Origin of the sequence: Micromonospora sp. NPDC051006, assembly GCF_044456245.1 — a bacterium.
Taxonomy (GTDB): Bacteria; Actinomycetota; Actinomycetes; order Mycobacteriales; family Micromonosporaceae; genus Micromonospora.
Genome location: NZ_JBITFP010000028.1, coordinates 34,160 through 59,827, shown reverse-complemented (window position 1 = coordinate 59,827; position 25,668 = coordinate 34,160). Strand labels below are relative to the sequence as shown.

Genomic DNA, 25,668 nt, shown 5'->3' with positions numbered 1-25,668 from the left:
TCGTAACTCGCGTTGTAACGGCCGGAGGCTACGACCCTGTGACTGCCGTCACGCTCGGCCGGCGGACGGCGCTGCGCCGAACGGCCGGCGTGCTGCGCCGAACGGCGGCCCCGGCCGGCTCGTCGGCACCGCTGCCCCGCCGGTCAGCCGCCTGTTCCCGAGCGTCGACAGCCGCACCGCGCGCGAGGTCGACGCCGCGGACGGCGACGGGCCCGGGTGCCGTTCGCACCCGGGCCCGCCACCGGCTCACCGCCGTCCGGTCAGCGCCGGGCGGTCCAGAGCAGGGCGCGGCCGAGCTGCGACTGGAGGCCCTTGGGATGCAGGCGGAACGTCGGGTCGGTGCCGAACAGCACCACCGGGTTGCCCCCGGCGGCGGTCCCCCGGACGATGCTGGCCTGGCTGGCCGCCGCGCTCTGACCGCCGGCGCCGTCGGTCACCCACCAGCCGGAGAGCAGCGGGTCCGCCGCGTAGGACTGCTCGACCGTGACGCCCGGGCCCAGGTCGGTGAACCAGACCGGCTGGCTGATGAACGAGTGCGGCGCCGCGCTCGTGCTCACCGGGCCGCCCCGGTTGACGACGTTGGCCACGCCACTGGCCAGGCTCGGTCCGGCGGTGGCGGTCACCGTCAGCAGCCCGGCGGCGTTGCTGAAGCCCGCACCTGCCGTACCCAGGCCGACCACGCCGCCGCCGCGCGCGAGAAAGGCGTCCAGAGCCGCCCGGTTCTCCGGGGACAGGTTGGTCAGGTTGACCGAGTTGGCGACGAGGAGCACGTCGACGTCGTCGGTCAGGGTCGTGCTGAGCGTGGCGGCGGTCAGCGCGCGGGCCGCGAAGCCGAGGTCGGCCAGGGTGTCCCGCTCCTCCACCGTGCCGAGATAGCCGACCACCACCTCGTCGAGTCGGGTACCGCGCCAGCCGGCCGGCGCCCGCTCGAACCTCACCCCGTGGGCGCGGACCTCGGCGCGGGCCAGCGCGCGGTTGGCCGGCGTGCCGGGGACGACCACCGATCCGTCGGCGAGCCGGTGGACCGCGACGCCCCGCCCGAGCAGCGAGTTCACCGCCAGCAGGTCGGCGGCGTCCCGGAGGTCGAGGCGCAGGTCGCCCCTACCTTCGGGGAGGTCGCCCTCGGCCCGCCCGTCGTACGTGCGCTCCAACGGCACCTTCGGCAGCCTGTCCCAGAGGGTGTCCACGGTGGCGCCCCAGGTCAGCCCCTGGCTCCAGGCGGCCGGGCCGGCGTACAGGTCGTCGACCCGCTCGGTGATGTCGGCGCCCGGTTCCAGCAGCGAGTTGACCAGACCCCGCTTGGGCTGGTGCAGGTCCACCACATAGGAGCCCGACGGGTAACTCCGGCCGCCCGCGGTGAACGCCTTCTTCGCCCGCCACACCCGGCCGCCGCTGCCGATCAGCAGGTCGACGAGGCGGGCGGCGGCCGGCTCTGACCGCTGGCCGGCGCCGTTCGGGATGACGTACGCCCGCGGGAAGGTGGTGCGGTAGTCGTCCTCCGGACCCCAGCCGGGCACGTAGCCGTCGGGAAGGTCGCGCAGCGGCTCCCCGGCCCAACCGCGTCGGTAGACCTCGGCCTGGTCGTGCAGCACCTCGGCCCGGTGCTCCTGGATGTAGCGCAGCGACGTCCGGATCGCCACCTCGTGCACGTCGGTGTTGATGCCCGAGCGGCGCACCCGCTCGGCCGGGGTGAGCGTGCTGCCGCGCGGGTTGAGCGGCGCCTCGATGGTGTAGGGGATGCTGCTCTGCAGCATGGCGAATGACGGCACGTAGATCGGCGGGAAGTCGTCCCACACCCCGGGCTCGTCGTCCCGGAACGGGATGCGGGCCTGCTGGGTCTCGGGGTATCCGAGGTCGCGCAGTCCCGCCTCGATCGCCAGCGCGTTCGGCAGGCCGTGCTTGATGTAGAGGTCGTACTCGTTGTTGACGTTGTGCGGCGGGGTGCTGGGGTGCAGCAGCGTCGGGCTGACGTAACCGTGCAGGTCGAGGGTGATGATCGGCTTGGTGTCGATGATCAGCTCGCGGATCAGGTTGGTCTCCGGCTGCGACACGACGGTGAGGTCGCGGTTCAGGTCGTAGCCGGCGGCGTTGGCGCGGGTGCCGGCCACCCGGCCGTCCGGGTTCGAGGTGATGTTGAAGACCAGCCGGTTGCGCTTGAGCAGTCCGGCCGTCTCGGCGCTGGTGTCGGTGGCCAGGTCCTCGATCACCCGTAGCGCCGCGTCGGTGCCCTCCCACTCGTTGCCGTGGATGTTGGCGTTGACGAAGAGCGGCGTCTTGTAGCCGGCGAGCAGCGCCGCGTCCCGCTGGGCGCGGGCCGGCTCCTCCTCGATGCGACGCTTCCAGAGCTCCTGCTGGCGCGCCTCGGCGCGGGTCTCCGGCGCGGTCACCGTCACCGCGTACAGGTCGTGGCCGCCGGCGGACCGGCCGGCCACCCGGGCCGAGACCCGGTCGCTGCCGGCCTGCAGGGCGTTGAGCTTCGGCGCGATGTCGTCGTAGGGGGTGACGCCGATCGGGATCGAGGCGTCGGCTGGGTTGTCGGGCCAGACCGGCAGGACGTTGCGCTGCGGGAGGCCCCGGATGTCGGACAGGTCGGGGGCGCGCGGCGGCACCGCCGGCAGCGCCGAGGCGACGGCCGGCGCGGTGAAGGCCGCCGTGCCGAGCACCGCCACGGTCACCGTGGTCGCGGTGAGCCGGGGAAGGAGTCTACGGACCAACAAGGACACATCTCCTGTCGGAAGGAGGAGTGCGCGCAGGCGGACGCACCGCGGGGCCGGAGACCAGCGGATCGGTTTTACGCCAGCAGCGTGCGAGGAAGGGAGAGACCCGGCGTCAGATGGAGCGTCGACAGGCGGCGCTGGCGACGCGCAGGAGGTCGATGTGACCCCGCTTCGTCAGGTGAACGCTTCGCACGAAACTGATCTTCAAGGTCGCCGGCGGGGCTGTCAACCGCTTCCCGCATCGTCCATCGTGGCGCGAGAGCCATCCCGGTGGATGGGAGTCAGTCGATCCCGTCGAGGTGACCGGTCTCGTTCACCGAGCGGACCGCCACGCCGCCGTCCGGCCACATGTCGAGCACCGAGATGCCGGCGGCGTCGAGGTAGAGCCGGTGCAGGAAGGAGTCGCCGGCCGCGAGCGCGTCGCGCAGCATCAGCTTGATCGGCGAGACGTGCGAGACCACCACGACGGTCTCCCGGGGGTACGCCGCGCAGAGCCGGGCGACGGCCCGGCTGGCCCGCTCGGCGACCTGGGTGAACGACTCCCCCTGCGGCGGCGCGATCCTCGTCGACGCGAGCCAGGCGTCCAACTCCCCCGGCCACCCCTGCCGCACCTCGGCGAAGGTCCGCCCCTCCCAGGCGCCGAAGTCGCACTCGATGAGGTCGTCGTCCCGGCGGACCGGCCGGTCGCCGAGGGCGCCCGCGATCGCCTCGGCGGTCGCCACGCACCGGGTCAGCGGCGAGCTGACCACGGCCACGGCGCCCGGCGCCAGCGCGGCCACCCGGGCGGCGGTGGCCCGGATCTGGGCCCGCCCCCGGGCGGAGAGCGCGATGTCGCCACGACCGGAGTAGCGGCCCTGCTCGGTGTACTCGGTCTCGCCGTGCCGGACCAGCACCAGCCGGGTCCCGGTCAGGCTGGGCCGCGGCTCCCACGAGGCGGGCGCCGCCGTCGCGTCGCTGCCGGTGGCCCGCGCGGTGGCGGCACCGGCGGCGACCTCGCGGGCCCGGGCCCGGGCCGCCGAGTCGGGGGCGGCGACCTCCCGGGGCGGCTCGACGATCCGCGGCTTCTCGATCGCCGGCGGGGCGGACGCGCCGGCGGCTGCGGCGTCCATCGCGGCGTTGGCCAGCGCGTCGGCGTGCCGGTTGCGCTCCCGGGGAATCCAATTGAACCGGACGGCGGCGAAGCGGGCGACCAGCCCGGCCGCCTGCGCGGCGAGCGGGCGCAGCCCGGGGTGCTTGATCTGCCAGCGGCCGCACATCTGCTCGACCACCAGCTTGGAGTCCATCCGGACGTCGACCTCGGCGGCGTTCAGCTCGGCGGCGGCCTCCAGCCCGGCGATCAGACCCCGGTATTCGGCCACGTTGTTGGTGGCCACCCCGATCGACTCGGACCGCTCGGCGAGCACCTCGCCGGTCTCCGGGTCACGGACGACCGCGCCGTAGCCGGCCGGGCCGGGGTTGCCCCGGGAGCCGCCGTCCGCCTCGATCTGCACCACCCGTGCCGCCATCGCCGGTTACAGCCCCGACTCGTTGGTACGGACCATGATCCGCCGGCACTCCTCGCAGCGGACCACCTCGTCCGGTGCCGCCTTGCGGATGCGGGCCAGATCGGCGCCCGAGAGCTCGAGCCGACAACCGCCGCACCGGCCGGCGGTGAGCAGCGCGGCGCCGAGCCCGCTCTCCTCGCGGATCCGGTCGTAGAGGGTGACCAGGTCGGCCGGGAGGTCGGCGGCGAGCGGCTGGCGGGCGGAGCGCTTGAACTCCTCCTCCTTGGCGATCTCGGCCAGGCTCTCGTCCCGGCGCTGCTCGGTGGCCGCCCGCTTCTCCCGGGCCTCGGCCAGCCGCTGCTCCACGCCGTCGAGCACCCCCTGCGCGGTCTCCCGCTGCTCCATCAACTCCAGCTCGGCGTCTTCCAGGTCGCTCTGGCGGCGGTTCAGCGACGCCAGCTCGTGCTGCAACGCCTCCAGCTCCCGGGCCGGGCCGGTGCCGGCGGCGAGCCGGGCCTGGTCCTTCTCCTTGCGGGCCCGCACCTGGTCGACGTCCTTCTCCAGCCGGGCGATGTCCCGGTCCAGGTCGTCGACCGCCACCTGGGCACGCACCCGCTCGTCCTCCAGCCCGGACAGCTCCCGGGCGAGGCCCTCCAGCTCGGCCCGCTCCGGCAGCGCCCGACGGCGGTGGGCGAGCTGGGCGAGGGTGGTGTCGATCGCCTGGAGGTCGAGCAGGCGGCGCTGGACCTGGGGGTCAGCCTTCACGGTCGGGGCTCCTTGTCGTCCACAGCGGGTGCGGAGGCGTGTACGGTCCACGGGTCGGTGTCCAGGTCGGACACCAGCGTCTCGACGCCCGGCGTCTCCCGCAGGAGCGCGGCCAGGTCGTCCAGCCAGGGTCGTTCGGTCGCCCAGTGGGCGGCGTCGAGCAGGGCGGGGCCTTCGGCGGCGAGGTGCTCGCCTGCCGGGTGGTGCCGCAGGTCGGCGGTGAGGTACGCGTCCACCCCGGCGGCGGACGCGTCGGCGAGGAAGGCATCTCCCGAGCCGCCGCTGACCGCAAGGGTACGCACCATACGCCCCGGGTCGCCCGCGGCGCGAACGCCCCAGGACGTGGCGGGGAGCACGGCGGCGGCGTGCCGGGTCAGCTCGGCGAGGGTCATCGACCGGGGCAGCTCGCCGATCCGGCCGATCCCCCGGCCGGGCCCGTGGGCGGGCGAGCCGGGCGCCGCCGGGTGCAGCGGCCGCAGCCCGGTCAGCCCGAACCGGGCCGCGAGGGCGTCGGAGACGCCCGGGGCGGCCGTGTCGGCGTTGGTGTGTGCGACGTAGAGCGCCACGCCGGCGCGGATCAGCTGGTGCACGATCCGACCCTTGTACGTGGTCGGCGCGACCGAGGAGACCCCGCGCAGCAGCAGCGGATGGTGGGCGACGATCATGTCGGCCCCGGCGGCGAGCGCCTCGGCCACCGTCTCCGGCACCACGTCCACCACGCAGAGAATCCGGCGTACCGGGGCAGACGGCTCACCGAGCACCAGACCGACCCGGTCCCACTCCTCGGCCCAGACCGGCGGGTAGCGCCGTTCCAGCTCGGCCACCACGTCGGTCACCGTCGGCCCGGATCCGGTTGTGCTCACGGCGGGCCAGCTTACCGGCGCGGGCGGTGCCGGGCGGCCTCCCCCGCCGGAGCGGGCCGATCGGCCTCGACGGCCCCCGCCCGGGTGGGGCGAGGGCCGGAGCGCCGGCTCAGACCAGCGGGCAGAGGCGGGCCCGCAGCGCGGTGAGGCCGACGTCCCAGGGGAAGGCCTGCATCCGCCGCTCCCCGGTGCCGGGCGCGTGCAGCGGAAAGACGTGGTCGCCGAAGACCACCGTGATCCCCCACTCGTCCAGTCGGGCGAGGCCGGCCCGGAAGGCCGGGTGGGCGGCCATGGCGGCGTTGGTGAACGGCACCGCCACGATCGGCAGGCCCAGGCCCTGCCCCTCCACCAGCAGCCCGAGGGCGAGGGTGTCGGTGATTCCGGCCGCCCACTTGTTGACCGTGTTGACCGTGGCCGGGCAGACGATCATCGCGTCCGCCGGCGGCAGCAGGTCCGGGTCGCTGGGTTGCTTGTAGTGCGTCCGGACCGGGTGACCGGTCTGCCGGGCCAGCGCGGGCTGGTCGACGAACTTCGCGCCGTCCGGTGTGGTGATCACGCACACGTCCCAGCTGTCCTGCTGGGCCAGGTCGACGAGACGACCGACGTGACGGGCCAGCGGCGAACCGCAGGCGATGACGTAGAGCACCTCGCGGCGCCCGTTGCTGGACTGCGGGCCGGACATCAGGCCGGCTCCGCGCTCATACCCCTACTCCCATGTGCTCAGCCAACTCCGCAATCGGAGAAGGCGGCGCACCACGTGTGCGACGGAGGATGTCGGACATCACCTCGTGCGCGATCGGCCGGCAGCGGATCTCGGACGGGGCGAGCCGGTCGCCGCGCAGCAGCATCTCGCCCGCGTTGGCCACGTCGCCCACCTGGGCGAAGCCGCGAGCGATGTCGAGCAGGTGGTGCGCGCGCCGCTCGGGCAGCAGCGCGTTGAACGCCGGCTCCTGGATCCGGAGCTGGTGCACCTCCACCGCCCGGCCACCGTCGCCCAGCTCGACGGCCGCCGCGGCCCGGTGCAGCTCGAGGTTGGTGGGCCCGAACGAGGTCCAGTAGTGGTTCTGGTCGCTGCCCAGCAGGGTGGCCGCCTCCTGGGCGCCATTGATCAGGTCGTCGACGGTGGCCGTGTCGCCGATCCGGGAGGCGGCCATGGCCCCCTGGAGCAGCAGCATGCCGTAGACGGAGAGCCGGGCCGGGGAGACGTCGTTGCCGCCGCCGGGGGCGAGCCGGTTGGCGATGGTGACGTTGAGCTCCAGCGCGGGGCGGGCCCGGCCCATGGCGACGAGGGCGTTGCAGACCCGGGTGGTGGCGATGCCGGCGAGCAGCGGGTCGTCGGCCCGCTGGGCGACCGCCATCGACCGGTCGGCGGCGAGCCAGGCCAGCTCGCACTCACCCAGCTTGCGCAGCACCGAGGAGGCGATCTGGTACACCTGCCCGAGCAGGTGGGCGGCCTCGCGGCCGTCGTCGCCGCCGAGGCCGGCGTCGGCCGCCTGGGCGTCGCGCAGCAGCTTCGGCAGGGCCCGGGTGAGCATCCCGTAGCGGCCGTACTGGTAGGTGAGCCAGGCGTGGTTGACGGCCTTGCGCATGTCGGCCAGCGGCGGCGGGTAGGGCGCGGCGTCGAAGTACGCGCTCATCGAGTCGTACCGCTCCAGGGCCGCCCGGATCTCCTCGACCTCGACCTGGTCGATGCAGTTCAGCGCGTCGGTGCGCCGCTCCGGGTCCTTGCCGAGCAGCAGCTGCACGTCGACCTGGAGGATGTCGGCGATCTCGTAGAGGACGGAGAACTTGTCCAGCCGGCGCACCCCGCGCTCGACCTTGTCCACCCAGCTCTTCGACTTGCCCAACCGGTCCGCGAAGACCTGCTGCGACATCTTGCGCCGGCCGCGCCAGTAGGCGACCCGACGGCCTATGGGTAGCTCGTCCATCTCCTGGTCCCTCCCCCTGACTGAGATACCGGCCGATGGCCGGCCACCCCTCGCGGTCGCGGCGCGCGGTGCGTCGTCTCAGGTTTTCGCTGGTCGCACAGCCAGTGCGTCAGCCGTACAGCCAGTCCTCGTACTTTTCGTGCAAGTTGCATGAGCCGTTCGTCAACTCAACGATCGCGGGTTACGGCAGTGACGGTGCTCGACGTAGGACGTGGTGCCCGCGGGGCCCGACGAGGGGAGATGGCACAGATGTGGGGGAATGTCGGCCCACGGGTCGCGGAGTTGTCGCCACTGGAACGGGTCCGGCTGCGCCGGGTCGCGGTGCGGTACGCCGCACACGGCTGGGAGGTGACCCCGGGGGCGTGTCTGGCCCGCAGCCGCTTCGTCTGCGGGCGCGCCGGCTGCCCGACGGTCGGCTGCCATCCCGCCCTGGAAAACTGGGAGAACGCCGCCAGCGCCGACCCGGCCCGGGTGGCGACCTGGTGGCGCGACCGGCCACACGGGGTGCTGTTGCCCACCGGACGGGCGTTCGACGTGCTGGAGGTCCCCGCCCACCTCGGCCGACGGGTGCTGGACGCGGTGCAGACCCACCCGGCCGGCACCGGCGTACGCGGCCCGGTGCTGGTGACCCCGACCGGGCGGTGGATGTTCCTGGTCCGCCCCGGCGACCCGCTCCGGCCGGAGCTGGAGCACTGCTTCCACGTTGTCCGGCACGGACCCGGCTCGTGGATACCGGCTCCGCCCACCCGGCTGCCCGAGGGCACCGTCCGCTGGGCCGTCGCGCCGGAGCAGGCCCGCTGGCAGTTGCCCGACTCGTACCTGGTGCAGAACACGCTGATCGAGGCCCTGCGTGCCACCGGGGTCACGCTCACCTCCGACCTGTTCCCCGGCCACCTGCCGCTGCCCCGCCGCGGCGTCTGAGCGGGTCGCGGGGGCGGCAGCGTCGCCGGGGCGCCTCCCCTCGTTGAGCACGGCGACGGCGCGAACGCGCCAGGAGCGGGGGGAATGATGTCCAGCGACGACACCGCATCGCAGACCGGCGGCAGCGAGCCTCCGTACCGCAGCCGCCCGCGGCACCGCTGGGCCGGCACCCGACCCGCGGGTTCGCGACCCGGCCGACCCCGACCGACCGGTTCCCGCCCCGCCGGTACCCACCGCCCCATCCGCTGACCCAGCGGAGATCGCGCGGGGCGGTCAGGGGGCGAGCGGAAGGCTGCTGGAGCGGAGCAGCCGGGCGTCGTCGGTGACGATCGCGTGGCTGTGGCCCGGGAGCTTGTCCAGCCAGCCGATGCCGGCCACTCCCATCGCCAACGCCGCGGTGGCGTAGGCGTCGGCCACCGCCAGGTCCGGGCCGACCACGGTGACCGAGCGCAGGCCGCTCGCCCGGGCGCCCCGCCTCGGGTCCAGCACGTGGTGGCCACGCTCGTAGACGCCCGAGGTGGCCACCGCGAGGTCGGTGCCGGTGAGCACCAGGCAGGTCGCCCCCGCGTCCCACGGATGTCGGACGCCGACCCGCCACGGTCGCCCCGCCGCCGAGTACCCACGCAGCCGGACGTCCCCGCCGGCGTTCACGCAGTGGTTGACCGCGCCGGCCGCGAGCAGCCGGTCCGAGGCGACCTGGGCGGCCCACCCCTTCACGTAGCCGGACGGGTCGAGTCCGCCGGTGGCGTACGCGTCGAAGAAGCCGTCGGTGGCCCCCCACAGCTCGGCGCAGGCCGCCAGCACCGACCGCAGGTCCGCCGACGCCTCGGAGAGCAGCAGCTCACCACGGTCGAAGCGGCGCACCTCGCTGTCCTCGCGGTACGTGCTGAACCGGGCGTCCACCTCACGCATCCAGTCGAAGACCTCGTCGGCCAGCTCGTGCAGGGTGGCACCGGGCAGGTCGTCGGCGAGGTCCAGGCTGATCGCCGTACCCATGATCTGCTCGACCCGGCGCAACCCGGGCCGGGTCAGCGGCGCGGTCATCTCAGCGGGCCTGCTCGATGGCGGCCCGCAGCGACTGCTCGTACGACGCGCTGGTCTCGGTGGCCCCCGAGACGGTGTCCAGGTCGGCGCTCTGGTTGCGCACCACCTGCCCCGACGTGCCGTTGTACGCCCGCCGCACGTCGTCGCTGTGCCGCTCGGTCTCACCCGGCCCGCTCGGCAACTCCAGGGTGAGCGCCTCGACGATCCGGCTGCCGGAGAGGACGATCTGCACCTGGACGTTGCCGTACTCGTTCTCGACAATCGGCCCGGTCACCCGGCGGGTGGTCGGCTGCGGCGGCTTGCTGGTCGTGGTCCGGGGCGCGGCCGGCGCCTTGCTGGTGGGGCGGCTGGCCGGCGCCTTGGTGGCGCTGCGGCTGGGCCGGGGCGACCCGGCGACGCCGGTCGGCGTGGCGCCCGGCGCCGGGCTCTCCGCCGCGGGTGGGGCCGACCCGGCCGGCGCCGGGCTGACCGGCTGACCGGCCGGCACCTCCTGGGCGACCTGGCTGGTGCCGGGCGAGCCCTTCAGCACCACCAGCGCGGTGGTGCTGGCCGCCAGGCCGGTGATCGCGAGGAACGCGCGGCGCATGGTGATCGTCCTTCTACAGCTCGAAGGTGGCCAGGTGGATCTGCCGGCGGGGCACGCCGGCCCGGCGCAGCGCGCGCACCGACTGCTCGACCAGCCCGGGCGGCCCGCAGAGGTAGACGTCCCGCGCGGTCAGGTCCGGCACCAGCTGGCGCAGGCCGTCGGGGCTCATCACCTGGCGGGGGCCGGGGTCGTCGCGGGAGCCGATGACGTACCAGATGTCGGTGTTCCGGGCCTGGGCCAGCCAGTCCAGTTCCCGGCCGAGCAGCACGTCGGCCGGGGTGCGGGCGCGGTAGATCAGCGCCGCGCCGGGCGGCAGCTCCTCCAGCATTGCCCGGATCGGGGTGATCCCGCTGCCACCGGCGATCAGCAGAGCCCGATCCCGCAGGCGGTGCGCGGCGGTGAAGGTGCCCGATGGCCCCTCCGCCCAGACCCGGGTGCCCGGGTCGAGGTCGCGCAGGTCGGCGGTGTGCGTGCCGACCACCTTGACGGTCAGCCGGAGCCACCGGCCGTTGGCGGCGGCGGAGACGGAGAACGGGTGCGACTGCCACCAGCAGCCCGGGGTGAGGAACCGCCAGCGGAAGAACTGCCCGCCGAGCAGCGCCAACCGGTCCAGCCGCGCGCCGGTGAGGTAGATCGAGATGGTGTCCGGGCTCTCCGCCACCACGTCGGCGACCCGGAGCCGGTGCCGCAGGTTGAACCGCAGCGGCACCACGATCCGGCCCCAGCCGAGCGCGGCGACCACCAGCACGTACATCGCGATCCACCCGGTGCGGACCGGGCCGGGCTGGAACAGCTGCGCGCCGTTGCTGAACTGGTGGCCGAAGCCGAGCAGCAGCACCAGGTAGCTGGAGAGGTGCAGCACGTGCCAGAGCTCGTAGGGCAGCGCGGTGCGGATCGCCCGGACGCTGGTGAAGCCGACCAGCACCATGATGCCGGTGGCCAGGAACGCCCCGAGCATGTCCTCGTAGTCGCGCAGCAGCACGCCGGCCTCGGTGAGCACCGAGTGGTCCCGCAGGCCGGCGTAGCCGAGCAGGATCAGCGACAGGTGCGCGAGCACCGCGACCAGCAGGGTGGCGCCGACGTCGCGGTGCCAGCGGGCGAGCTGCTCGCCGCCGATCCACCGTTCCAGCACCGGCAGCCGACTCATCATCAGCACCTGCACCAGCAGCAGGTAGCCGGCGACCAGGCCGCTGATCCGGCCGGCCGCGGTGAGCGTCGCCGCGGTGGAGCGCAGCGAACCGGCGGGAGTGTCCAGCCACCAGGGCAGCACGCTGGCGAGCAGGCCGGCCACGAGCAGCGCGGCGAGCAGCCGCCGGCCGCCGGGTCCGCGTCGCGCCGGCACCTGCGGCGGTACGGGCGCAGCCGACCGGCCGCCGGACCGGGACGGGGTCCCGGTGCGGCGGCCGGCGGCGTGGGTGTGCTGGTAGGTCACGCGTACAGCTTCATCGGGGCGTACTTCTGCCGGGGGAAGACCTTGTCCACCTCGGCGTTGGTGAGCCCGAACCGGCCCTGCGCGACCGCGCCGTAGACGTTGAACATGTTGTTGTACTCGGGCACGTCACCGGAGTCCAGCTTGTCCAGACCGTTCCAGGTGCCGAGCAGCGAGCCGGCGAGCTTCTTCCCGGAGAGCAGGGTGATCACGCCGCCGTGGCCGTGGTCGGTGCCGCCGCTGTTGGAGCCGACCCGCCGGCCGAACTCGCTGGACACCATGATCGTCACGTCGGCGGCCTTCGGGCCGAGGTCGGTGAAGAACGCGGCCATCGCGCTGGCCAGCTCGTTGAGCCGGCGGTGCAGCTGGCCGCCGGAGCGGGTGCCCTGGTTCTCGTGGGTGTCGTAGCCACCCATGCCGACGGTGGCGACCCGGACGTTGGCGCCGCCCTTGATGAGCTGGGCGAGCTGCTGGAACGCGTTGCCGACGCCCTCGTACTTGACGCCCTCGGCCGGCTGGTAGGGCTTGGCGGCGAGCTTCTGCGCGGTGGCCAGCGCGCCGAGGCCGTCCTGCACGGCCTCCTCGACCGGGTGATTGATCCCGGTGAAGAGCCCCCTGATGGCCTTCTCGGTGGCGGCCCGGAACCGGTCGTCGCCGTTGAGCCGCAGCGAGCCGACGCTGTTCAGCGAGAGCGCGCCGTTGTTGCCGACCAGCGAGCGGGGCAGCGTGCTGCCGACACCGACGCTGCGGAACGCGGTGCCCTTGCCGAGGTTGTCGACCAGGCCGTCGAGCCAGCCCCGGCCGCCGGTCTCGTTGGGCAGCCCGCCCAGGTTGCAGGCGTCCGCCGCCTGGAAGTGGCTGCGGGACAGCCGCTCGTCGGAGACCGCCGGGATGAAGCCCAGCTGGCCGGCCTTGAGCCACTGCTCCAGCGGCTTGAACGCGCTGGTCAGCTTGAAGCCGCGGCCCAGGGCCAGCGAGTCGTCGCCGAGCAGCAGGTCGGGGCGGGCCTTCGCGAGCACCGGGTCGTTGTCCGGCGCGACCAGGCTCAGCCCGTCCAGCCCGCCGTAGAGGAAGACGTGGATCAGGGTGCCGGTCTTGGTGGCCGCGAACGAGGCCGAGGTGGTGACGAACTGGGCGGTGGCCAGCGCGGTGGCGGTGGCGGCGGCGCCGGCGACGAAGGTCCGCCGGGTGACGCCGCGACCGTCCTGCTGGGCCTCCTCCAGGTCCTCCAGCCGGCGGTAGCGGTCCCGCTCGGCGGCGTTCTCGGCGGCCACGACGTCGGCCTCCGCCCGCAGCAGCGCCTCGGCCGGGTTGTCGGCCAGCCGCCGCAGGTCAGGGCATTCGGGGTGCAGGGGGTAGGTGTTGTACACAGTCTTCTCCATCGGGTGCCTCACCGGAGGTGGTGCTGAGGGGACGCGAGGATCGCCCGCGCGACGGCGGTGATGGCCCCGTTGAACGTGGCGTCGACCTTGGCGGTCGCCGACACGTCGGCCACGCCGAGGATCAGGTTCTTCTCCCGGGCGGTGAGCTTCTGGCCGACCAGACGCAGGGCGAGCGCGTCCACGTACGCCCCGGCGGTGGCCGGCGGCTTCGCGACCAGCTTCTCCGGCTTCACGTACGTGAACTGGGTGCGGTAGCCGGCGACGAGCTCGCCGGCCTCGTTCCACCCGTTGACCATCGTGCCGGCCGAGGTCCACGCGACGTAGACGTCCGGGTAGCCGTCCGGGGTGGGCTGGCCCATCGGGAACTGCCCCAGCTCCCGCATCTTGTCGGAGACCTGCCGCAGGCCCCGGGCGAACGGGGTGCGCTTGTTGTCGCCGTTGTCGTGCTTCGGCGACGCCTCCGGCGAGACGCCGAGGGCGCGGTACGTGGCGACCAGGTACTCCATCGGCCGGCGGACCTTCTGCCCCACGGCGGCCCAGAACTCCGAGGAGCTGAAGAGCGTCATCAGCACCGGCTTGATCATGCCCTTGTTCGCCGTGTACGTCTTGGCCAGCCGGTCCACAAGGGACTTCGGCGGGGTGTCCGAGACGAACCGGGTGGCCAGGCTCTGCGCCACGTACTTGGCGGTCGACGGGTGCAGCGCGATGTAGGCGATGTAGGCGTCGATCGCCGCGTCGGCCTTCTTGGGGTCCTTCGAGTTGTTGGCGTGGGTGAACCCGAGGATCTTCACCTTGCCGACGTAGTGCCGGTCGGCCCGGAAGATGTACTTCCCGTCCTCGACGCCGCGGCCGGTCTGCAGCAGGGCCGCCTGCCGGACGTCCTTCTCGGTGTAGCCGCCGTCGACGCCGACCGAGTAGAGCTCCAGGTTCTCCCGGGCCAGGTTCTCGTTGACCGCGTCGGCGCGGGAGTCGTTCTGGTTCAGGTAGAGCAGCAGCGCCGGGTGCTTGTTCGCCGCGACCAGCATCTCGGGGTAGCTGCCCAGCGCGTGGGCCCGGATGACGTCCCGGTCGAACGAACTGCGGTAGACCTCGCCGCCGTCGAACTCCGCGGCCACGTGCAGGAAGTCGTTCCAGAAGTCGACCATCACCTCGAAGAGCTGGCGCTTGGACCAGATCTGCCGGGCGACCGTGGCGTCCACCATCTCCCGCTCCGGCTGCGCGCCCCGCTCGTTGAGCTGGTCCCGCTGGTCGCGCAACTGCTGCACGGAGAGCTTCTGGGTGGGCAGGTCGGCGAGCTTCAGCTCGGCCCGGCTCGGCTCGATCTTCTCCGGCTCGAACTGTGCCCGGATCCAGGCGTCGATGCCCTGCCGCTTGATGTCGGCGAGCAGCTGGGGCGTGGGGCCGAAGGTGGCCCGGCGGGCCAGGTGCAGCACCGGGTCCTTGGCGAGCACCGTCTTCACGGTCACCTTGGTCTCGGCGGCCGCGGCGGCCGGCCCGGAGAAGGTACGGCCACCGGCCGGCGCGTTCTTCTTCAGCGCCTCGCCGGCCCGCGAGCCCATGTAGCTCTCGTTCTGCTCGGTGTAGGTCCGCACCGTGCTCGGCTGCTGCCCGCTCGGGCGGGCGGCGGTGCCGTCGGTGACCGTGGTGCCGGTGGCGTCACCGGCCGCGGCGTCGCCGCCGAAGAGGCCACGCACCTGCGGGGTCATCGCCAGGGCGGCGCCGCCGGCGACCACCGCGGCGGTGCCGCCGAGCGCGACGAGGGCCTTCCGACGGCCGACGCCACGGCCGGGCCCGTCCCCGTCGTCCAGGTTGGGCAGTCCGGCGCCGGCGGTGCGGGCCGGGGCCGGCCGGCCGAGACCCTCGGGGCCCACCCACTGTGGTCCGCGCGGCGCCGGGTCCGGCTGGCCTGCGAAGTGGTACGAGGTGCGCGGGTCGGCCTGCGCCGGGTAGCCGCCCTGGTGCGGGTGCGGCGTGTCGTACCCGTACGGAGCGGAGGCGGTCAGGTCCTGGTACCCGTCGGAGGAGGGGTGCTGCTGTGCGTCCCAGCCGCGGTCGTCCCGCGGTCGACGTGGTGGCACATTCTGGTCGGCCATGTACCAATCCCGATTTCTGCTGAGCGCCGGCACGACTGCGATCGGGCAGGGATGGCAGCGGCGGCGACTGATGCCTGAGGGGGTTGCTACGGGAAGGTAACCAAGGGGTCTGGCCCCGACAAGGCGAGCGGAATGCCCTCGTGAGGGCACTTAAGACAGCCCTCAGCACAGGGTCCGGGTAGGTGCCGGACGACCACCCGGGCACGAACGCCCCCAGCAGGGGGTACGTGTACCGCGACGGCGCCGATGTGACACTTTCGCCGGGCTGGACGCTTCCTGCACCGTTCACCACCACAGCGAAACTTAAGGATCGGATAAGCCAGGACTGAGACGCTCAGAGCAGCCCGTGGCGGGCACGTGGCGCAGGCCGGGCGGGGAAAAGGACCAGCGGAGGGCGGCGTGAGCCGCCGTCGCAGCGGGTATGCCGCCGGACCGCTGAACGCGTGAGGGGGCACCGCCATGCTCAGCAAAGAGGATCAGCGCAGGTTCGAACAGATCACCCGCCAGCTCCGGGAGAGCGACCCGGCGTTCTTCGCCCGGTTGGACAACCGGGCCAAGGGTCGCCGCGGCCGCTACCTGCTGCTGCTGACCATCGTGCTGTGGGCCTCGCTGCCGGCGATGACCGTGCTGGCAGGGCGGCTGGCCGGCGCGATCTGCGCCGTGGTGCTGGTGGCCAACGCGGTGCTCATGTGGCGCTTCCGCCGTCGCTGGCTATGACCGCCCGGGCTGGTCGGCGCGGCTTCACCGGCCGAACGCCTGATACGCCCGGCGTAGCCGCTCCACCAGCCCGGGCCCGCCGATGGCGGGAGCCGGCGGGCCGAGCTGCCGCAACAGCAGATCCGGTCCGGTGGCCAGGCTGGGCGGCCGGTCCGGCAGCGGCACCGGTGGCAGCCAGAACCGGTCCGCCGCGTCGGCCAGTGGCGTCGACGGCAGGCCGGCAAGCGCCCGGGCGGCGCCCACCGGCGCGCCCTCGACGGGCTCGGCGACGACCGGCGCGGGCACATCGTCCTGCTCGGACGGTGCCGGGGCGCCGGTGGCCGCTGCCCGCAGGGCGCGCAGCCGGCCGAGCAGCTCGGCCCGACCCCGCCCGCGCCAGTGCAGCAGCTCGAACGGGTCGGCGTCGAACGCCTCGGCGAGCAGGTAGAAGGTGGCCGCCAGGTGTTTGCACGGCACGGCGAAGTCCGGGCAGTCGCACCGCTGGGCCAACTCGTCGACCCCGGCCGGAAAGAGCGGTGCGCCCGCCGCGGCGAACAGCTCCTCCAGCTCCGCCGGCAGGTCACCGGCGAGCAGCCGGGCGCTGAAGAAGGCCTGACCGGCCAGCTCGGCCTCGATCCGGTCCCAGAACTCGGGCGGGAACGCGGAAAGTCCGATGTGGACAGTGTACGGTCGCGGTCGGGAACCCTGCACGACCGCGGTCACCGCACCGGGGGCGATGTCGAGGCTGACCACCTGGCCGGCGCGCGCGTACGACCGGCCGCGGGTGAGCCGGGTGCCGAGCGCGAAGGACTCCAGCACCTCCAGGAAGCGCCGCGACCACCAGGACCGGCCGATCGCGCCCCGGGTGCTGCGCGCCTTGAGCCCACCGTCCACCCGGCGGGGCCGGCCGAAGTCGGCGAACCGGCCGGTGGGCGTCCCGCCTCCGCCGTCGGGACGGACCGCTCGCTCACTCACTCGACCACCGCCCCGGACTCCAGCGCGAAGAGCTCGCGCAGCTGCCCGGTGGAGAGCTCGGTGATCCACTGTTCGCCGCTGCCCACCACCCGGGACGCGAGGTTGCGCTTGTCGGCGATCAGCGCGGCCACCTTCTCCTCCACCGTGCCGGCGCAGACGAACTTGCGGACCTGCACCCGCCGGCGCTGCCCGATCCGGAAGGCCCGGTCGGTGGCCTGGTCCTCGACGGCGGGGTTCCACCACCGGTCGACGTGCACCACGTGGTTGGCCGCGGTGAGGGTGAGCCCGGTGCCGCCGGCCTTCAGCGAGAGGACGAAGATCGCCGGGCCGTCCGGGGACTGGAACCGGGTCACCATGGCGTCCCGGTCGGCCTTGCCGACGCCGCCGTGCAGGAACAGCACCTCCCGGCCGAACCGGGCGGAGAGGTGCCCGCGCAGCATCCCGCCGAACTCCGCGTACTGGGTGAAGAGCAGCGCCTTCTCCCCCGCGGCCAGCACCTCGTCCAGGATCTCCTCCAGCCGGGCCAGCTTGCCGGAGCGACCGTCCAGCGCGGAGCCGTCGCGCAGCAGCTGGGCGGGATGGTTGCAGACCTGCTTGAGCCGGGTCATGGTGGCCAGCACCAGCCCGCGCCGCTCGATGCCGTCGCTGGACTCGATCTTCGCCAGCATGTCGTCGACGACGGCCCGATAGAGCGAGGCCTGCTCCGCGGTGAGGTTGCAGACCACCTCCATCTCCAGCTTCTCCGGCAGGTCGGTGATGATCGACGAGTCGGTCTTGAGCCGGCGCAGCACGAACGGGCCGGTGATCCGGCGCAGCCGCTCGGCGACCTCGGCGTCACCATGCCGCTCGATCGGCTCGGCAAACCGCTTCCTAAAGGTCGCCGCCGGGCCGAGCAGGCCGGGATTCGCGAACTGCATGATCGACCAGAGGTCGGCGAGCCGGTTCTCCACCGGCGTGCCGGTGACCGCCACCCGCTGCCGGGCCGGCAGGGCCCGTACCGCCTCGGCCTGCCGGGTCGAGGCGTTCTTGATCGCCTGCGCCTCGTCCACCACCACCCGGTGCCAGTCCACGCCGGCCAGCGCGACCGCGTCGCGGGCCGCCACCGAGTAGGTGGTGAGGACCAGGTCCGCGCCGTGCACGGCCGCGGTGAACTCCGCGCCCCGCGCCCGTTCGGCGCCGTGGTGCACGTGTACGCGCAGCTCCGGCGTGAACCGGGCCGCCTCCCGCTGCCAGTTGCCGACCAGCGACATCGGGCAGACCAGCAGGGTCGGCCCAGCCTCCGGCGGGTCCCCGGCGAGCAGCGCGAGCAGCTGCACCGTCTTGCCCAGGCCCATGTCGTCGGCGAGCACCCCACCGAGCCCGAGCGACTGGAGGAAAGCCAGCCAGGCCAACCCCCGCCGCTGGTACGGGCGCAGCGTGCCGCGGAACGTCGAGGGCGGATCGAGCGGGGTGAGTCGCCGCTCCACCGCGCCAGCGAGCAGGTCACCGAGCGTCCCGTCGGCGGTCACCTCCAGCACCGGCAGCGCCGCGCCGTCGTCGCCGTCGGTGAGCCCGAGCCGGAGCAGGTCGGCGACGGTCAGCTCGCCGGCCGAACGGAGCAGCCGCAGCCCGGCGGCGAGCCGCTTCGGGTCCAGCTCGACCCAGCGCCCGCGCAGCCGCACCAGCGGGGTCTTCAACTCGGCCAGCGCGGCCAGCTCGTCGGCGGAGAGCGGCTGGTCGCCGAGTGCCACCTCCCAGCGGTAGTCGACCAGCGCGTCCAGGCCCACCCCGGGACCCGCTGCGGCGACGGTGCCGGGGGCGGTCCTGCTGCGCGCCCGCAACCGCGCGCCGAGCCGGGACGACGGGCGCTGCCACCAGGACGGCAGCAGCACGCCGAAGCCGGCGGCGTGCAGCACGGGCGCTCCCTCGCGGAGGAACCGGTGCGCGCCCTCGACATCCAGCTCCAGCACCTCGGGGGCGGCGGTGCGCAGCGCCGGGTCGAGGTCCGGCCAGAGCCGACTGGCCCGACCCAGCTCGGCGAGGAGCGTCTCCTGCGCGCTGGTCGCGGGGCCGGCCAGCGCGGCCACCGCCGCCGGCTCCCGCCACACCCGCCCGGCGTCGACGTGCAGGCTCGGTTCGTCGGCCGCCTGGAGCCCGAACTCCAGCCGCCAGCCGGCGAGTGCCGCGTCCGCCTCCGGGTGATCGGGGCGGCCGGCGCCGGAGTCCGGGCCGGCCGAGGCGCGCGGGGCACCGCTCGCGGCGGCCCCGCCGGTGCCGGCCGGGCCGCCGCCGACGGTCACCACCACCGGTTCGGTGATCTCGGCGGCGGGCTCGACCAACCGGAAGCTGGCCCTTACCGCGCCACCGGCCGCGTCCCGCTGCCAGGCCTCCAGCTCCGCGCGGAGGGTGGCCAGCGCGGCCGGGTCGGCGGTGAAGTCCCGGTGTGGTCCGGCGAGGGCGGCCAGCCAGGCGGGCACCGCGCCGCCGGGCCGTACCCCACGGGCCAGCGAGGTCTGCGCGAGGGTGGCCCGGGCGGCGGCGTCGGTCAGCGCGTCCAACGCGTCGGCGACCAGTTGGCCGACGGCGATCGCCGGCTCGGCGGCACGGGCGGCCGGTGGCACGGCGAGCGCCAGGGACCGCGCCCAGGCGGCGTCCGTGCCGGTGAGCAGCGGCCGCCACACCGCCCGCGCCGGCACGCCGGCGTCCGACGGGGAGGTCCACCCGACCGCACCGTCGGCGTCGAAGTCGGAGTCGGCGGGCGCGGCCGGCCGGGCGGCTGACCCGGCGGTGCTCGCCGGGAGAGCGTCGGCGAGACCGGGAAGGATCCGGCCTCGGGTCACCAGGTCGGCCGCGAACTCGGCCAGTTCGGCGAGGTGCCGCAGGGTCGCCCCGGGCACGGCCGGCAGCTCGACCAGCGCGCGCAGCAGCGACAGGGCGGCGTCCGGGGCGTACCGCAGCACCGGAACCCGCCACCCGGCGAGGGTGACCCGCCCGCGGGCCGGGGTGGCCACGGCGGTCCGGACCAGCTCCGGCGAGTCGGCCGGTGAGCCGGCCCGGGTCGGCAGCGTGAGCAGCGCGGTGCCGAGCGCGGTCGGCTCGGCGGCCTCGGCGAGCGCGGCGGCCAGGGTGGGGTGGTCGGCGGCGAACGGGTGCGGGCGCTCCCGCGGGGCCCGGCCGGGGCGGCGCGGCGCCTGCGCCGGCAGCGTGCTCTCCTCGGCCCAGACGGCGAGCTCGGCCTCGGCCGGACCGGGTCGCCACAACCCGTGGATGACCAGCACGCACTCCCCCTTACGACGCCCGGGCCCAGGATAGGCGGCGCCGGCCGGCTAGCGTCGGCGCCATGTTCGACCTCCTCGTCGTCGGCGGGCTCGGGGTGGATGTGCGGGTCAGGGTGCCCGCGCTGCCGCTGCCGGCCGCCGACTCCCTCACCGTCGACCCGGTCGAGCTGCGGATCGGCAACACCGGCGCCGGGGTGGCGCTCGCCGCACACGCGCTCGGGCTCCGCGTGGCCCTGGTCGACGTGCTCGGCGCGGATCCGGCCGGTGACGTGGTCCGGACGGCGCTGGCCCGCACCGGGGTGCATCCGGTGCTGCTGGCGGGCCCGGCCGGCACCCGCCGCTCGGTGAACCTGGTCGACCCGGCCGGGCGGCGGATGTCGCTCTACGACCCTCGCCCCTGGCAGGGCCCGCCGCCGCTGACCGGCGCCGAGCTGGCCGCGCTGGTCCGGGACGCGCGGCACGTACACCTGTCGATCATGGATTGGGCGACCGGCCTGCTGCCCGACCTGCAGGCCCCACGCGGAGTCGGCGTCAGCACCGACCTGCACGACTGGGACGGCGAGAACCCCTACCACCGGCCGTTCGCCGAGTTGGCCGACCTGGTCTTCGTCAGCGGGGTCCGGCTCGGCGAGCGGGCCGCGGCGGTCGCCGCCGGCCTGGCGCCGCGCACCGTCGTGGTGACCCGGGGCGCCGACGGCGCCGAGCTGCACCTCGGCGGCGACGCCCCGACGCCGGTGCCGGCGGCCGTGCCGCCCGCGCCGGTGGTGGACACCAACGGCGCCGGGGACGCGTTCGCGGCCGGCCTGATCGCCGCCCGGCTGGATGGCGCGGCGCTCACCGACGCCGCGGCGTACGCCGCCCGGGTGGCCGCGGCAGCCTGCACCCACGACGGGATGGAGTATCCGCCCGGGCTGCTCCCCGCCGGCTGAGCTGGCCGGCGCTCAGATCGCGCCGGTCTGCCCGTCGGTCAGCTCCCGCAGGATGTCGGCGTGGCCGACGTGCCGGGCGGTCTCCTCGATCATGTGCACCAGGATCCAGCGCACCGAGACCTCGCCGAGCTGCGGGTGCGGCACCACGTGGTCGAGGTCGAAGCGTGCGGCGACCGCACGGGAGCGGGCGCACGCCTGCTCGTAGCCGGCGGCGATCCAGTCGACGGTGTCCTCGTCGGTGACCGTGAAGCTGGCCACCGCCTCCTCCTCGGTGGTCAGGTAGACGTCGCCGGGGCCGGGGGCGAGCAGGCAGGGGAACCAGTTGCGCTCCACCATCGTGAGGTGCTTGACCAGGCCGGCGACGGTGGTCGCCGAGGGCACCAGCCGGCGGGCCGCGTCGGCGTCGGAGAGGCCGCGCAGCTTGCGCAGCAGCACGCCCCGGTGGAAGTCGAGGAAGGATTCGAGCACGGCCCGCTCGTCGCCGGTGCGCGCCAGCACGGGTCCGAGCGTGGGGTCGATCGTCGTCTCCGCCATGACCGGACGCTACCCGCGCATCCCCGCCGGGCGCTGCCCCGCTAACCACTGCGCGGGCCCGCCGGGGAGGGCAGGATGGGCCCATGGCCTCAACGGTAGAGATCCCACTGGTGGGTGGTGTGGCCGACGGTCAGAGCGTCACCGTCGAGCTGGACAGCAACGGCCGCCCGCCGCTGACCCACCACCACCTCGGCCCGGGCGGGCTCGCCGAGGCGGAGATCTACGAGTTGGAAGCCACCGTCGACGGGGCCCAGGACTGGCGCTACTGCTGGCGCGGCCCGGCGGTCTGAGCCGGGCCGGGTGAGCCGGGCCGGTTTCAGGCGCGGGTGAGCCGGCGGGTACGCAGGCTCTCCAGCACCCCCCGGGTCACCTCGGAGGTGCCGCGGGCCTGGTCGCACACCTCGGCGACCCGGCGGGCGGTGGCCTCGGCGCGCGCCTCGCGCTCGTCCCAGAGCCGGTCGACCTCGGCGAGCAGCGGGCCCTCCACCTCCCGCTCGACCCCGCGCAGCGCCGGCACGCCGAGCCGCTGGGCCAGGTCGAAGACCTTCCCGGCGTACGGCAGCGGGAGGAACGGCGTACCCACCATCGCGGCGAAGATCAGGAAGTGCAGCCGCATGCCGACGGCCAGGTCGAAGTGGCGCATCAGGCCCAGCACCTGCTGCGGCGAGTACTTGCCGTGCAGGATGCGGCCGCGCTCGGCGGCGATCATGTGCGACAGCACGCCGTGCGAGTGCCGGATGTCGTCGCGCTCCATCGGCACGAAGAGCACGTACGCGTCGATCCGGTGCACCAGGAAGTCGCCGATCTGGGCCAGCAGGCGGTGGTAGCCGTCCACGTCGAGCCGCTCGGCGGCCCGCCCCGGCTCCCGCACGCTCATCCCCACCAGCCGCCGGCCGGCCGGCACACCCTCCTCGCGCAGCAGCTCGGCCGGGAAGTCCTCCGGTTCGAGCAGGAACGCCGGGTCGGCGGTGACCGTGATCGGGTTGATCAGCCCGGCCTCCTCCAGCACCATCCGGGACTCCTGGTCCCGGACGGTCACCTGGGTGGCGCCGGCGAGCGTCTCCCGGACCATGCCGGTGTCCACCCCGTCGCTGAGCGGCCCCACCCCCACCGCATAGGTGATCAGCGGCAGGCCCCGCTCCTGGGCGACCCGGACCACCCGCAGGTAGCGGCGGGCCTCCCGGTCGTACAGGATGCCGCCGCCGCCCAGGATCAGCAGGTCGAGCTGGGCCAGGACCAACGCCGAGTCGGTCCGGCTCACGCCCTCCCAGGGCACCGCCTCCACGTCCGGATGGGCGACCCGGGTGTGCGCGGGGTTGCGGGAGAAGACGATGATCCGGGCGTTGGGCTCCTGCTGGCGCAGGTCGGTCAGCAGGCCGGTGAGGATCGCCTCGTCACCGAGGTTGCGACCGCCGTACGAGCCCAGCACACCGATGGTCAGTCCGGCCCCATGCGTCATCCGTCGCTCCTCCCGGGTGCGTCGGGGCCAGGGTTCCCGCTGGACCGGCGAACAGTCCTCGGCGCAGGTCAGCGCGGGGCGACGGGGCCGGCCGGCGGGCCGGCGGAGACCGGCTTGGCCATCTGCTGGGCGGTGACCCGGAAGCCGAGGCTCTGGTAGAGCCCGATGGCGACGGTGTTCGAGCCGAACACGTTCAGCCCCAGCTCGGCCACGTCGAGCTGGGCGAGTTCGGCCTCGATGAGCTGGATCATCCGCCGGGCGTGGCCACGTCCCCGGTGCGTCTCGTGCACCTCGATGTTGGGGATCCAGGCCCGTCCGGAGCCGGGCGGCGCGTCGGACGCCCCGGCCGTGCCGGGCAGGGTCACCCAGATCCAACCGACCTCGACGTCACCCACCCGGGCCACCCGCAGCAGCACCCCCGGGGTGGCCGCGCCGTCCGGCAGCAGGTCCCGGATCTGGGCCGCCGCGCGGGCCTGCGCGTCGGCCGGGCTCATCGCCCGGTGCCGGGACAGCTCCTCGGCGTACGAGCGCTCCAGCGCGCCGCTCAGCCGCGCCAGCTCGCCGGCCGTCATCGGGGTCAGCGTCAGCTCCATCGGCGTACCACCCTCTCCTCAACCGTCCAGCGCGTAGTGCAGCAGAGCGACCGGGAACCCGCCACCCGGTAACCGGCGCGGGGCCGTGGTGCAGCCGATCGGAGGGCGTCCAGGAGCGCGAAGGCTGACGATGATGGCGGGGTGAGGATCGCGCACGTCAGCGACAGCCACCTCGCCAACATCGAGGGGGTGGCGACCTCGGTGGGCGCCACGGTCGCGTTGCTGCGCGCCGCCGGGCACGAGGTCACCCTGCACTGCCCCGGCCCGCTGTCCCGGCGGCGGCGCCCTGGCGAGCTGCCCTCGGTGCCGGTGCCCACCCGGCCGTACCGGCTGGCGCTGCCCCGGCTGCCGGACGCGCCGGTGGACGTGGTGCACGTGCACACCACCGGCCCGGTCGGCGTGGCCGGGCTGCGGTTCGCCGCCGCCCGGGGCCTGCCGGTCGTGTTCACCTGGCACACCGACCTGGTCGCGTACGCGGCGTACTACCCGGAGATACCGATCGGAGCCGGGTACGCCGGCCTGCGACTGGGGCTGCGCTGGCAGGCCCGGGACCTGTGGGCGCTGGCCCGTCCCGGGCCGGGCCGGCAGGCGCGGCTCGCCGAACTCGGCCGGTGCCTGCTGGCGCACACCGCCGTGCTGCTCGCCCCCTCGGCGAAGACCGCGGCCGCGATGGCGCCGATGGCCGGCCCGACCCGGATCGTGGTGCTGCCCACCCCGGTCGCCGCGCCCGCCGACGACGCCGACGACCGGCGGCGGCTACGGACCCGACTGGACCTTCCCGCCGACGCCCCGGTGCTGCTCGCCGTGGGCCGGGCCACGCCGGAGAAGAGTCCCCGACTGCTGCTCGCCGCGTTCGCCCGGGTGCGGCGCGAACTGCCGGACGCCCGGCTGGTGCTGCTCGGCGTGCGGCGCCACCGGCCGGCGGTGCGCCGGGCCGCCCGCCGGCTCGGTGTCGCCGACGCGCTGCACCTGCTGCCGCCGGTGCCACGCGAGCGGGTCGGCGCCCACTACCGCGCCGCTGACCTGCTCGCCTTCACCTCCACCACGGACACCCAGGGGCTGGTGCTCGGCGAGGCCGAGGCCCACGGGCTGCCGGTGGCCATGGTGGACGCCGGGCTCGCCACGCGCCCCGGCACCGGCACCACCCGCCCGGTCGCCGCCGGCACGCCGGAGGCTTTCGGGGCGCTGCTCACCCGGCTGCTCACCGAGGTCGAGCTGCGGCGGCGGGTGATCACCGAGGGGCGGGACAGCTGTGCCGCGTGGACCGGCCAGCGCTACCTGGCCGAGTTGACGGCGATCTACGCCGCGGTCGCCGGCGCAGGCTCGTAGTCGCGCCTGTCGATACGCCGGTGGTAGCGTCCGCGCGTGTCCGGCCGGATCCTGCGGGGAAGCATCGTGGTGGTGCTCGCGGTCGGGCTGGCCCTCGCCTTCGTCGCCGCCCGCGAGGAGCCGGTGGAGCTGCTCTGCTACTTCACGATCCAGGTCGACCTGGCCTACCTCGCCGTGCTGCTGCTCGGCGGCGGCGACCGGTTGCGCACCGCGCTCACCGTCTATCTGCTCGTCACCGGCCTGGTCTTCGTCCTGGTGCTGGCTAACCCGTGGAGCGGCTACGCCATGGTGGCGACGGCCGACGCCCGGGGGCCGGTCTCCGACGCCGGCAACCTGCTGCTGCACGCGGTGGCGCCACCGCTGGCCGCCGCCGACTGGCTCGCCCGCCGTCCCCGGCTGGCGCCGACCACCGCGTACGCGGTCGGCCTGCTCGGATATCCGCTGGTCTGGCTCGCCCTGATCCTGGTCCGGGGCGCGGCGTTCAGCCGGGCCGAGGACCGCTACCTCTATCCCTTCCTCGACGTGCCCCGGCTCGGCTACCCGACGATCGCGGTCAACGCGCTGGTCTTCGCGGTGCTGGTGCTGCTGCTCGGCCTCGGCGCGGTCCGGCTGTCGCGCCACCGACCGGGCCCGCTGCCCGGCGGATCGCCCGCCGCCTGAAGCGGCCACCGGCGAGGTCCGGGG

The 25,668-nt window shown here is 74.5% G+C and carries 22 protein-coding genes and 2 pseudogenes; 6 read left to right on the top strand and 18 right to left on the bottom strand.

The genetic code is table 11. The annotated features are described in order from the left end of the window. Positions 1–260: 260 nt before the first annotated feature. The 7 genes from ACIBBA_RS29635 to ACIBBA_RS29605 form a co-directional block, all read right to left on the bottom strand. Positions 261–2,714: a M14 family zinc carboxypeptidase gene (locus ACIBBA_RS29635; protein WP_396701584.1), complete on the bottom strand. Its 2,454-nt coding sequence runs from the start codon at positions 2,712–2,714 to the stop codon at positions 261–263. A gap of 115 nt (positions 2,715–2,829) precedes the next feature. After that, entirely contained in the window at positions 2,830–2,910 is an 81-nt protein-coding gene (locus ACIBBA_RS29630; RefSeq protein WP_350874228.1) for a putative leader peptide, read from the bottom strand. An 88-nt stretch (positions 2,911–2,998) separates the two neighbouring features. After that, on the bottom strand, positions 2,999–4,222 hold the full coding sequence (locus ACIBBA_RS29625; RefSeq protein ID WP_396701583.1) for a bifunctional RNase H/acid phosphatase: 1,224 nt from the start codon (positions 4,220–4,222) through the stop codon (positions 2,999–3,001). A gap of 6 nt (positions 4,223–4,228) precedes the next feature. Then, positions 4,229–4,966 carry a C4-type zinc ribbon domain-containing protein gene (locus ACIBBA_RS29620; protein ID WP_357049781.1) on the bottom strand — a complete coding sequence of 246 codons (738 nt, stop codon included), beginning with the start codon at positions 4,964–4,966 and terminating at the stop codon, positions 4,229–4,231. Next, complete coding sequence (locus ACIBBA_RS29615) at positions 4,963–5,793, bottom strand: Nif3-like dinuclear metal center hexameric protein (RefSeq protein WP_396701626.1); 831 nt, start codon at positions 5,791–5,793, stop codon at positions 4,963–4,965. Before ACIBBA_RS29615 ends, ACIBBA_RS29620 begins: the two co-directional genes overlap by 4 nt. A 145-nt stretch (positions 5,794–5,938) precedes the next feature. Continuing rightward, entirely contained in the window at positions 5,939–6,511 is a 573-nt protein-coding gene (locus ACIBBA_RS29610) for a flavoprotein (protein WP_396701581.1), read from the bottom strand. A 16-nt stretch (positions 6,512–6,527) separates the two neighbouring features. Continuing rightward, a complete protein-coding gene (locus ACIBBA_RS29605) occupies positions 6,528–7,757 on the bottom strand; it encodes a helix-turn-helix domain-containing protein (RefSeq protein ID WP_396701579.1) in 1,230 nt (409 codons plus the stop codon). A gap of 249 nt (positions 7,758–8,006) precedes the next feature. Between ACIBBA_RS29605 and ACIBBA_RS29600 the strand changes: the two genes are divergently transcribed. Then, positions 8,007–8,678: a bifunctional DNA primase/polymerase gene (locus ACIBBA_RS29600; RefSeq protein ID WP_396701624.1), complete on the top strand. Its 672-nt coding sequence runs from the start codon at positions 8,007–8,009 to the stop codon at positions 8,676–8,678. Between the two features lie 273 nt (positions 8,679–8,951). On the opposite strand, the gene ACIBBA_RS29595 is transcribed toward ACIBBA_RS29600, so the two are convergent. From ACIBBA_RS29595 to ACIBBA_RS29575, 5 genes are read right to left on the bottom strand one after another with little or no spacing between them, the layout of a single operon-like run. Then, entirely contained in the window at positions 8,952–9,674 is a 723-nt protein-coding gene (locus ACIBBA_RS29595) for an FAD:protein FMN transferase (protein WP_396701622.1), read from the bottom strand. Between the two features lie 49 nt (positions 9,675–9,723). Next, positions 9,724–10,308, bottom strand: coding sequence for an FMN-binding protein (locus ACIBBA_RS29590; RefSeq protein WP_396701577.1), 585 nt, complete (start codon positions 10,306–10,308; stop codon positions 9,724–9,726). 13 nt (positions 10,309–10,321) lie between these two features. Next, positions 10,322–11,740 (bottom strand): ferric reductase-like transmembrane domain-containing protein, encoded by a 1,419-nt coding sequence (locus ACIBBA_RS29585; protein WP_396701575.1) that lies wholly within the window; start codon positions 11,738–11,740, stop codon positions 10,322–10,324. Further along, a complete protein-coding gene (locus ACIBBA_RS29580; RefSeq protein WP_350874169.1) occupies positions 11,737–13,119 on the bottom strand; it encodes a DUF1501 domain-containing protein in 1,383 nt (460 codons plus the stop codon). The genes ACIBBA_RS29585 and ACIBBA_RS29580 overlap by 4 nt, the downstream gene beginning before the upstream one ends. Positions 13,120–13,127: 8 nt before the next feature. Beyond that, positions 13,128–15,212: a DUF1800 domain-containing protein gene (locus tag ACIBBA_RS29575; RefSeq protein ID WP_396701573.1), complete on the bottom strand. Its 2,085-nt coding sequence runs from the start codon at positions 15,210–15,212 to the stop codon at positions 13,128–13,130. 459 nt (positions 15,213–15,671) lie between these two features. On the opposite strand from ACIBBA_RS29575, the gene ACIBBA_RS29570 reads away from it, so the two are divergent. Next, positions 15,672–15,929, top strand: coding sequence for a DUF3040 domain-containing protein (locus ACIBBA_RS29570; RefSeq protein WP_350874167.1), 258 nt, complete (start codon positions 15,672–15,674; stop codon positions 15,927–15,929). Between the two features lie 24 nt (positions 15,930–15,953). On the opposite strand, the gene ACIBBA_RS29565 is transcribed toward ACIBBA_RS29570, so the two are convergent. From ACIBBA_RS29565 to ACIBBA_RS29555, 3 genes and pseudogenes are all read right to left on the bottom strand, one after another. Continuing rightward, positions 15,954–16,883 carry an SWIM zinc finger family protein gene (locus tag ACIBBA_RS29565; RefSeq protein WP_396701571.1) on the bottom strand — a complete coding sequence of 310 codons (930 nt, stop codon included), beginning with the start codon at positions 16,881–16,883 and terminating at the stop codon, positions 15,954–15,956. Next, positions 16,880–19,033 (bottom strand): annotated as a pseudogene (locus tag ACIBBA_RS29560) (DEAD/DEAH box helicase); the annotation flags it as partial. The pseudogene ACIBBA_RS29560 and the gene ACIBBA_RS29565, both read right to left, overlap by 4 nt. A gap of 150 nt (positions 19,034–19,183) precedes the next feature. Then, positions 19,184–20,140, bottom strand: a pseudogene (locus ACIBBA_RS29555) (ATP-dependent helicase); the annotation flags it as partial. Positions 20,141–20,202: 62 nt separating this feature from the next. On the opposite strand from ACIBBA_RS29555, the gene ACIBBA_RS29550 reads away from it, so the two are divergent. Further along, positions 20,203–21,069, top strand: coding sequence for a carbohydrate kinase family protein (locus ACIBBA_RS29550; RefSeq protein WP_396701569.1), 867 nt, complete (start codon positions 20,203–20,205; stop codon positions 21,067–21,069). Positions 21,070–21,081: 12 nt separating this feature from the next. On the opposite strand, the gene ACIBBA_RS29545 is transcribed toward ACIBBA_RS29550, so the two are convergent. Further along, positions 21,082–21,603 (bottom strand): DinB family protein, encoded by a 522-nt coding sequence (locus ACIBBA_RS29545; protein ID WP_396701567.1) that lies wholly within the window; start codon positions 21,601–21,603, stop codon positions 21,082–21,084. 83 nt (positions 21,604–21,686) lie between these two features. Here ACIBBA_RS29545 and ACIBBA_RS29540 point away from each other — a divergent pair, with 83 nt between their 5' ends. After that, the gene (locus ACIBBA_RS29540; protein WP_396701565.1) at positions 21,687–21,893 is read left to right on the top strand and encodes a hypothetical protein; all 207 of its coding nucleotides are present in this window, start codon (positions 21,687–21,689) and stop codon (positions 21,891–21,893) included. Between the two features lie 26 nt (positions 21,894–21,919). Here the strand turns inward: ACIBBA_RS29540 and ACIBBA_RS29535 are convergent, their stop codons facing one another. Together ACIBBA_RS29535 and ACIBBA_RS29530 are read right to left on the bottom strand one after the other, a co-directional pair. Beyond that, the gene (locus ACIBBA_RS29535; RefSeq protein WP_350874161.1) at positions 21,920–23,062 is read right to left on the bottom strand and encodes a polysaccharide pyruvyl transferase family protein; all 1,143 of its coding nucleotides are present in this window, start codon (positions 23,060–23,062) and stop codon (positions 21,920–21,922) included. Between the two features lie 68 nt (positions 23,063–23,130). After that, a complete protein-coding gene (locus ACIBBA_RS29530; protein WP_396701563.1) occupies positions 23,131–23,655 on the bottom strand; it encodes a GNAT family N-acetyltransferase in 525 nt (174 codons plus the stop codon). Positions 23,656–23,796: 141 nt separating this feature from the next. On the opposite strand from ACIBBA_RS29530, the gene ACIBBA_RS29525 reads away from it, so the two are divergent. Beyond that, positions 23,797–24,984 carry a glycosyltransferase gene (locus tag ACIBBA_RS29525; RefSeq protein WP_396701561.1) on the top strand — a complete coding sequence of 396 codons (1,188 nt, stop codon included), beginning with the start codon at positions 23,797–23,799 and terminating at the stop codon, positions 24,982–24,984. Between the two features lie 36 nt (positions 24,985–25,020). After that, complete coding sequence (locus ACIBBA_RS29520) at positions 25,021–25,644, top strand: Pr6Pr family membrane protein (protein ID WP_396701560.1); 624 nt, start codon at positions 25,021–25,023, stop codon at positions 25,642–25,644. Positions 25,645–25,668 lie beyond the last annotated feature (24 nt).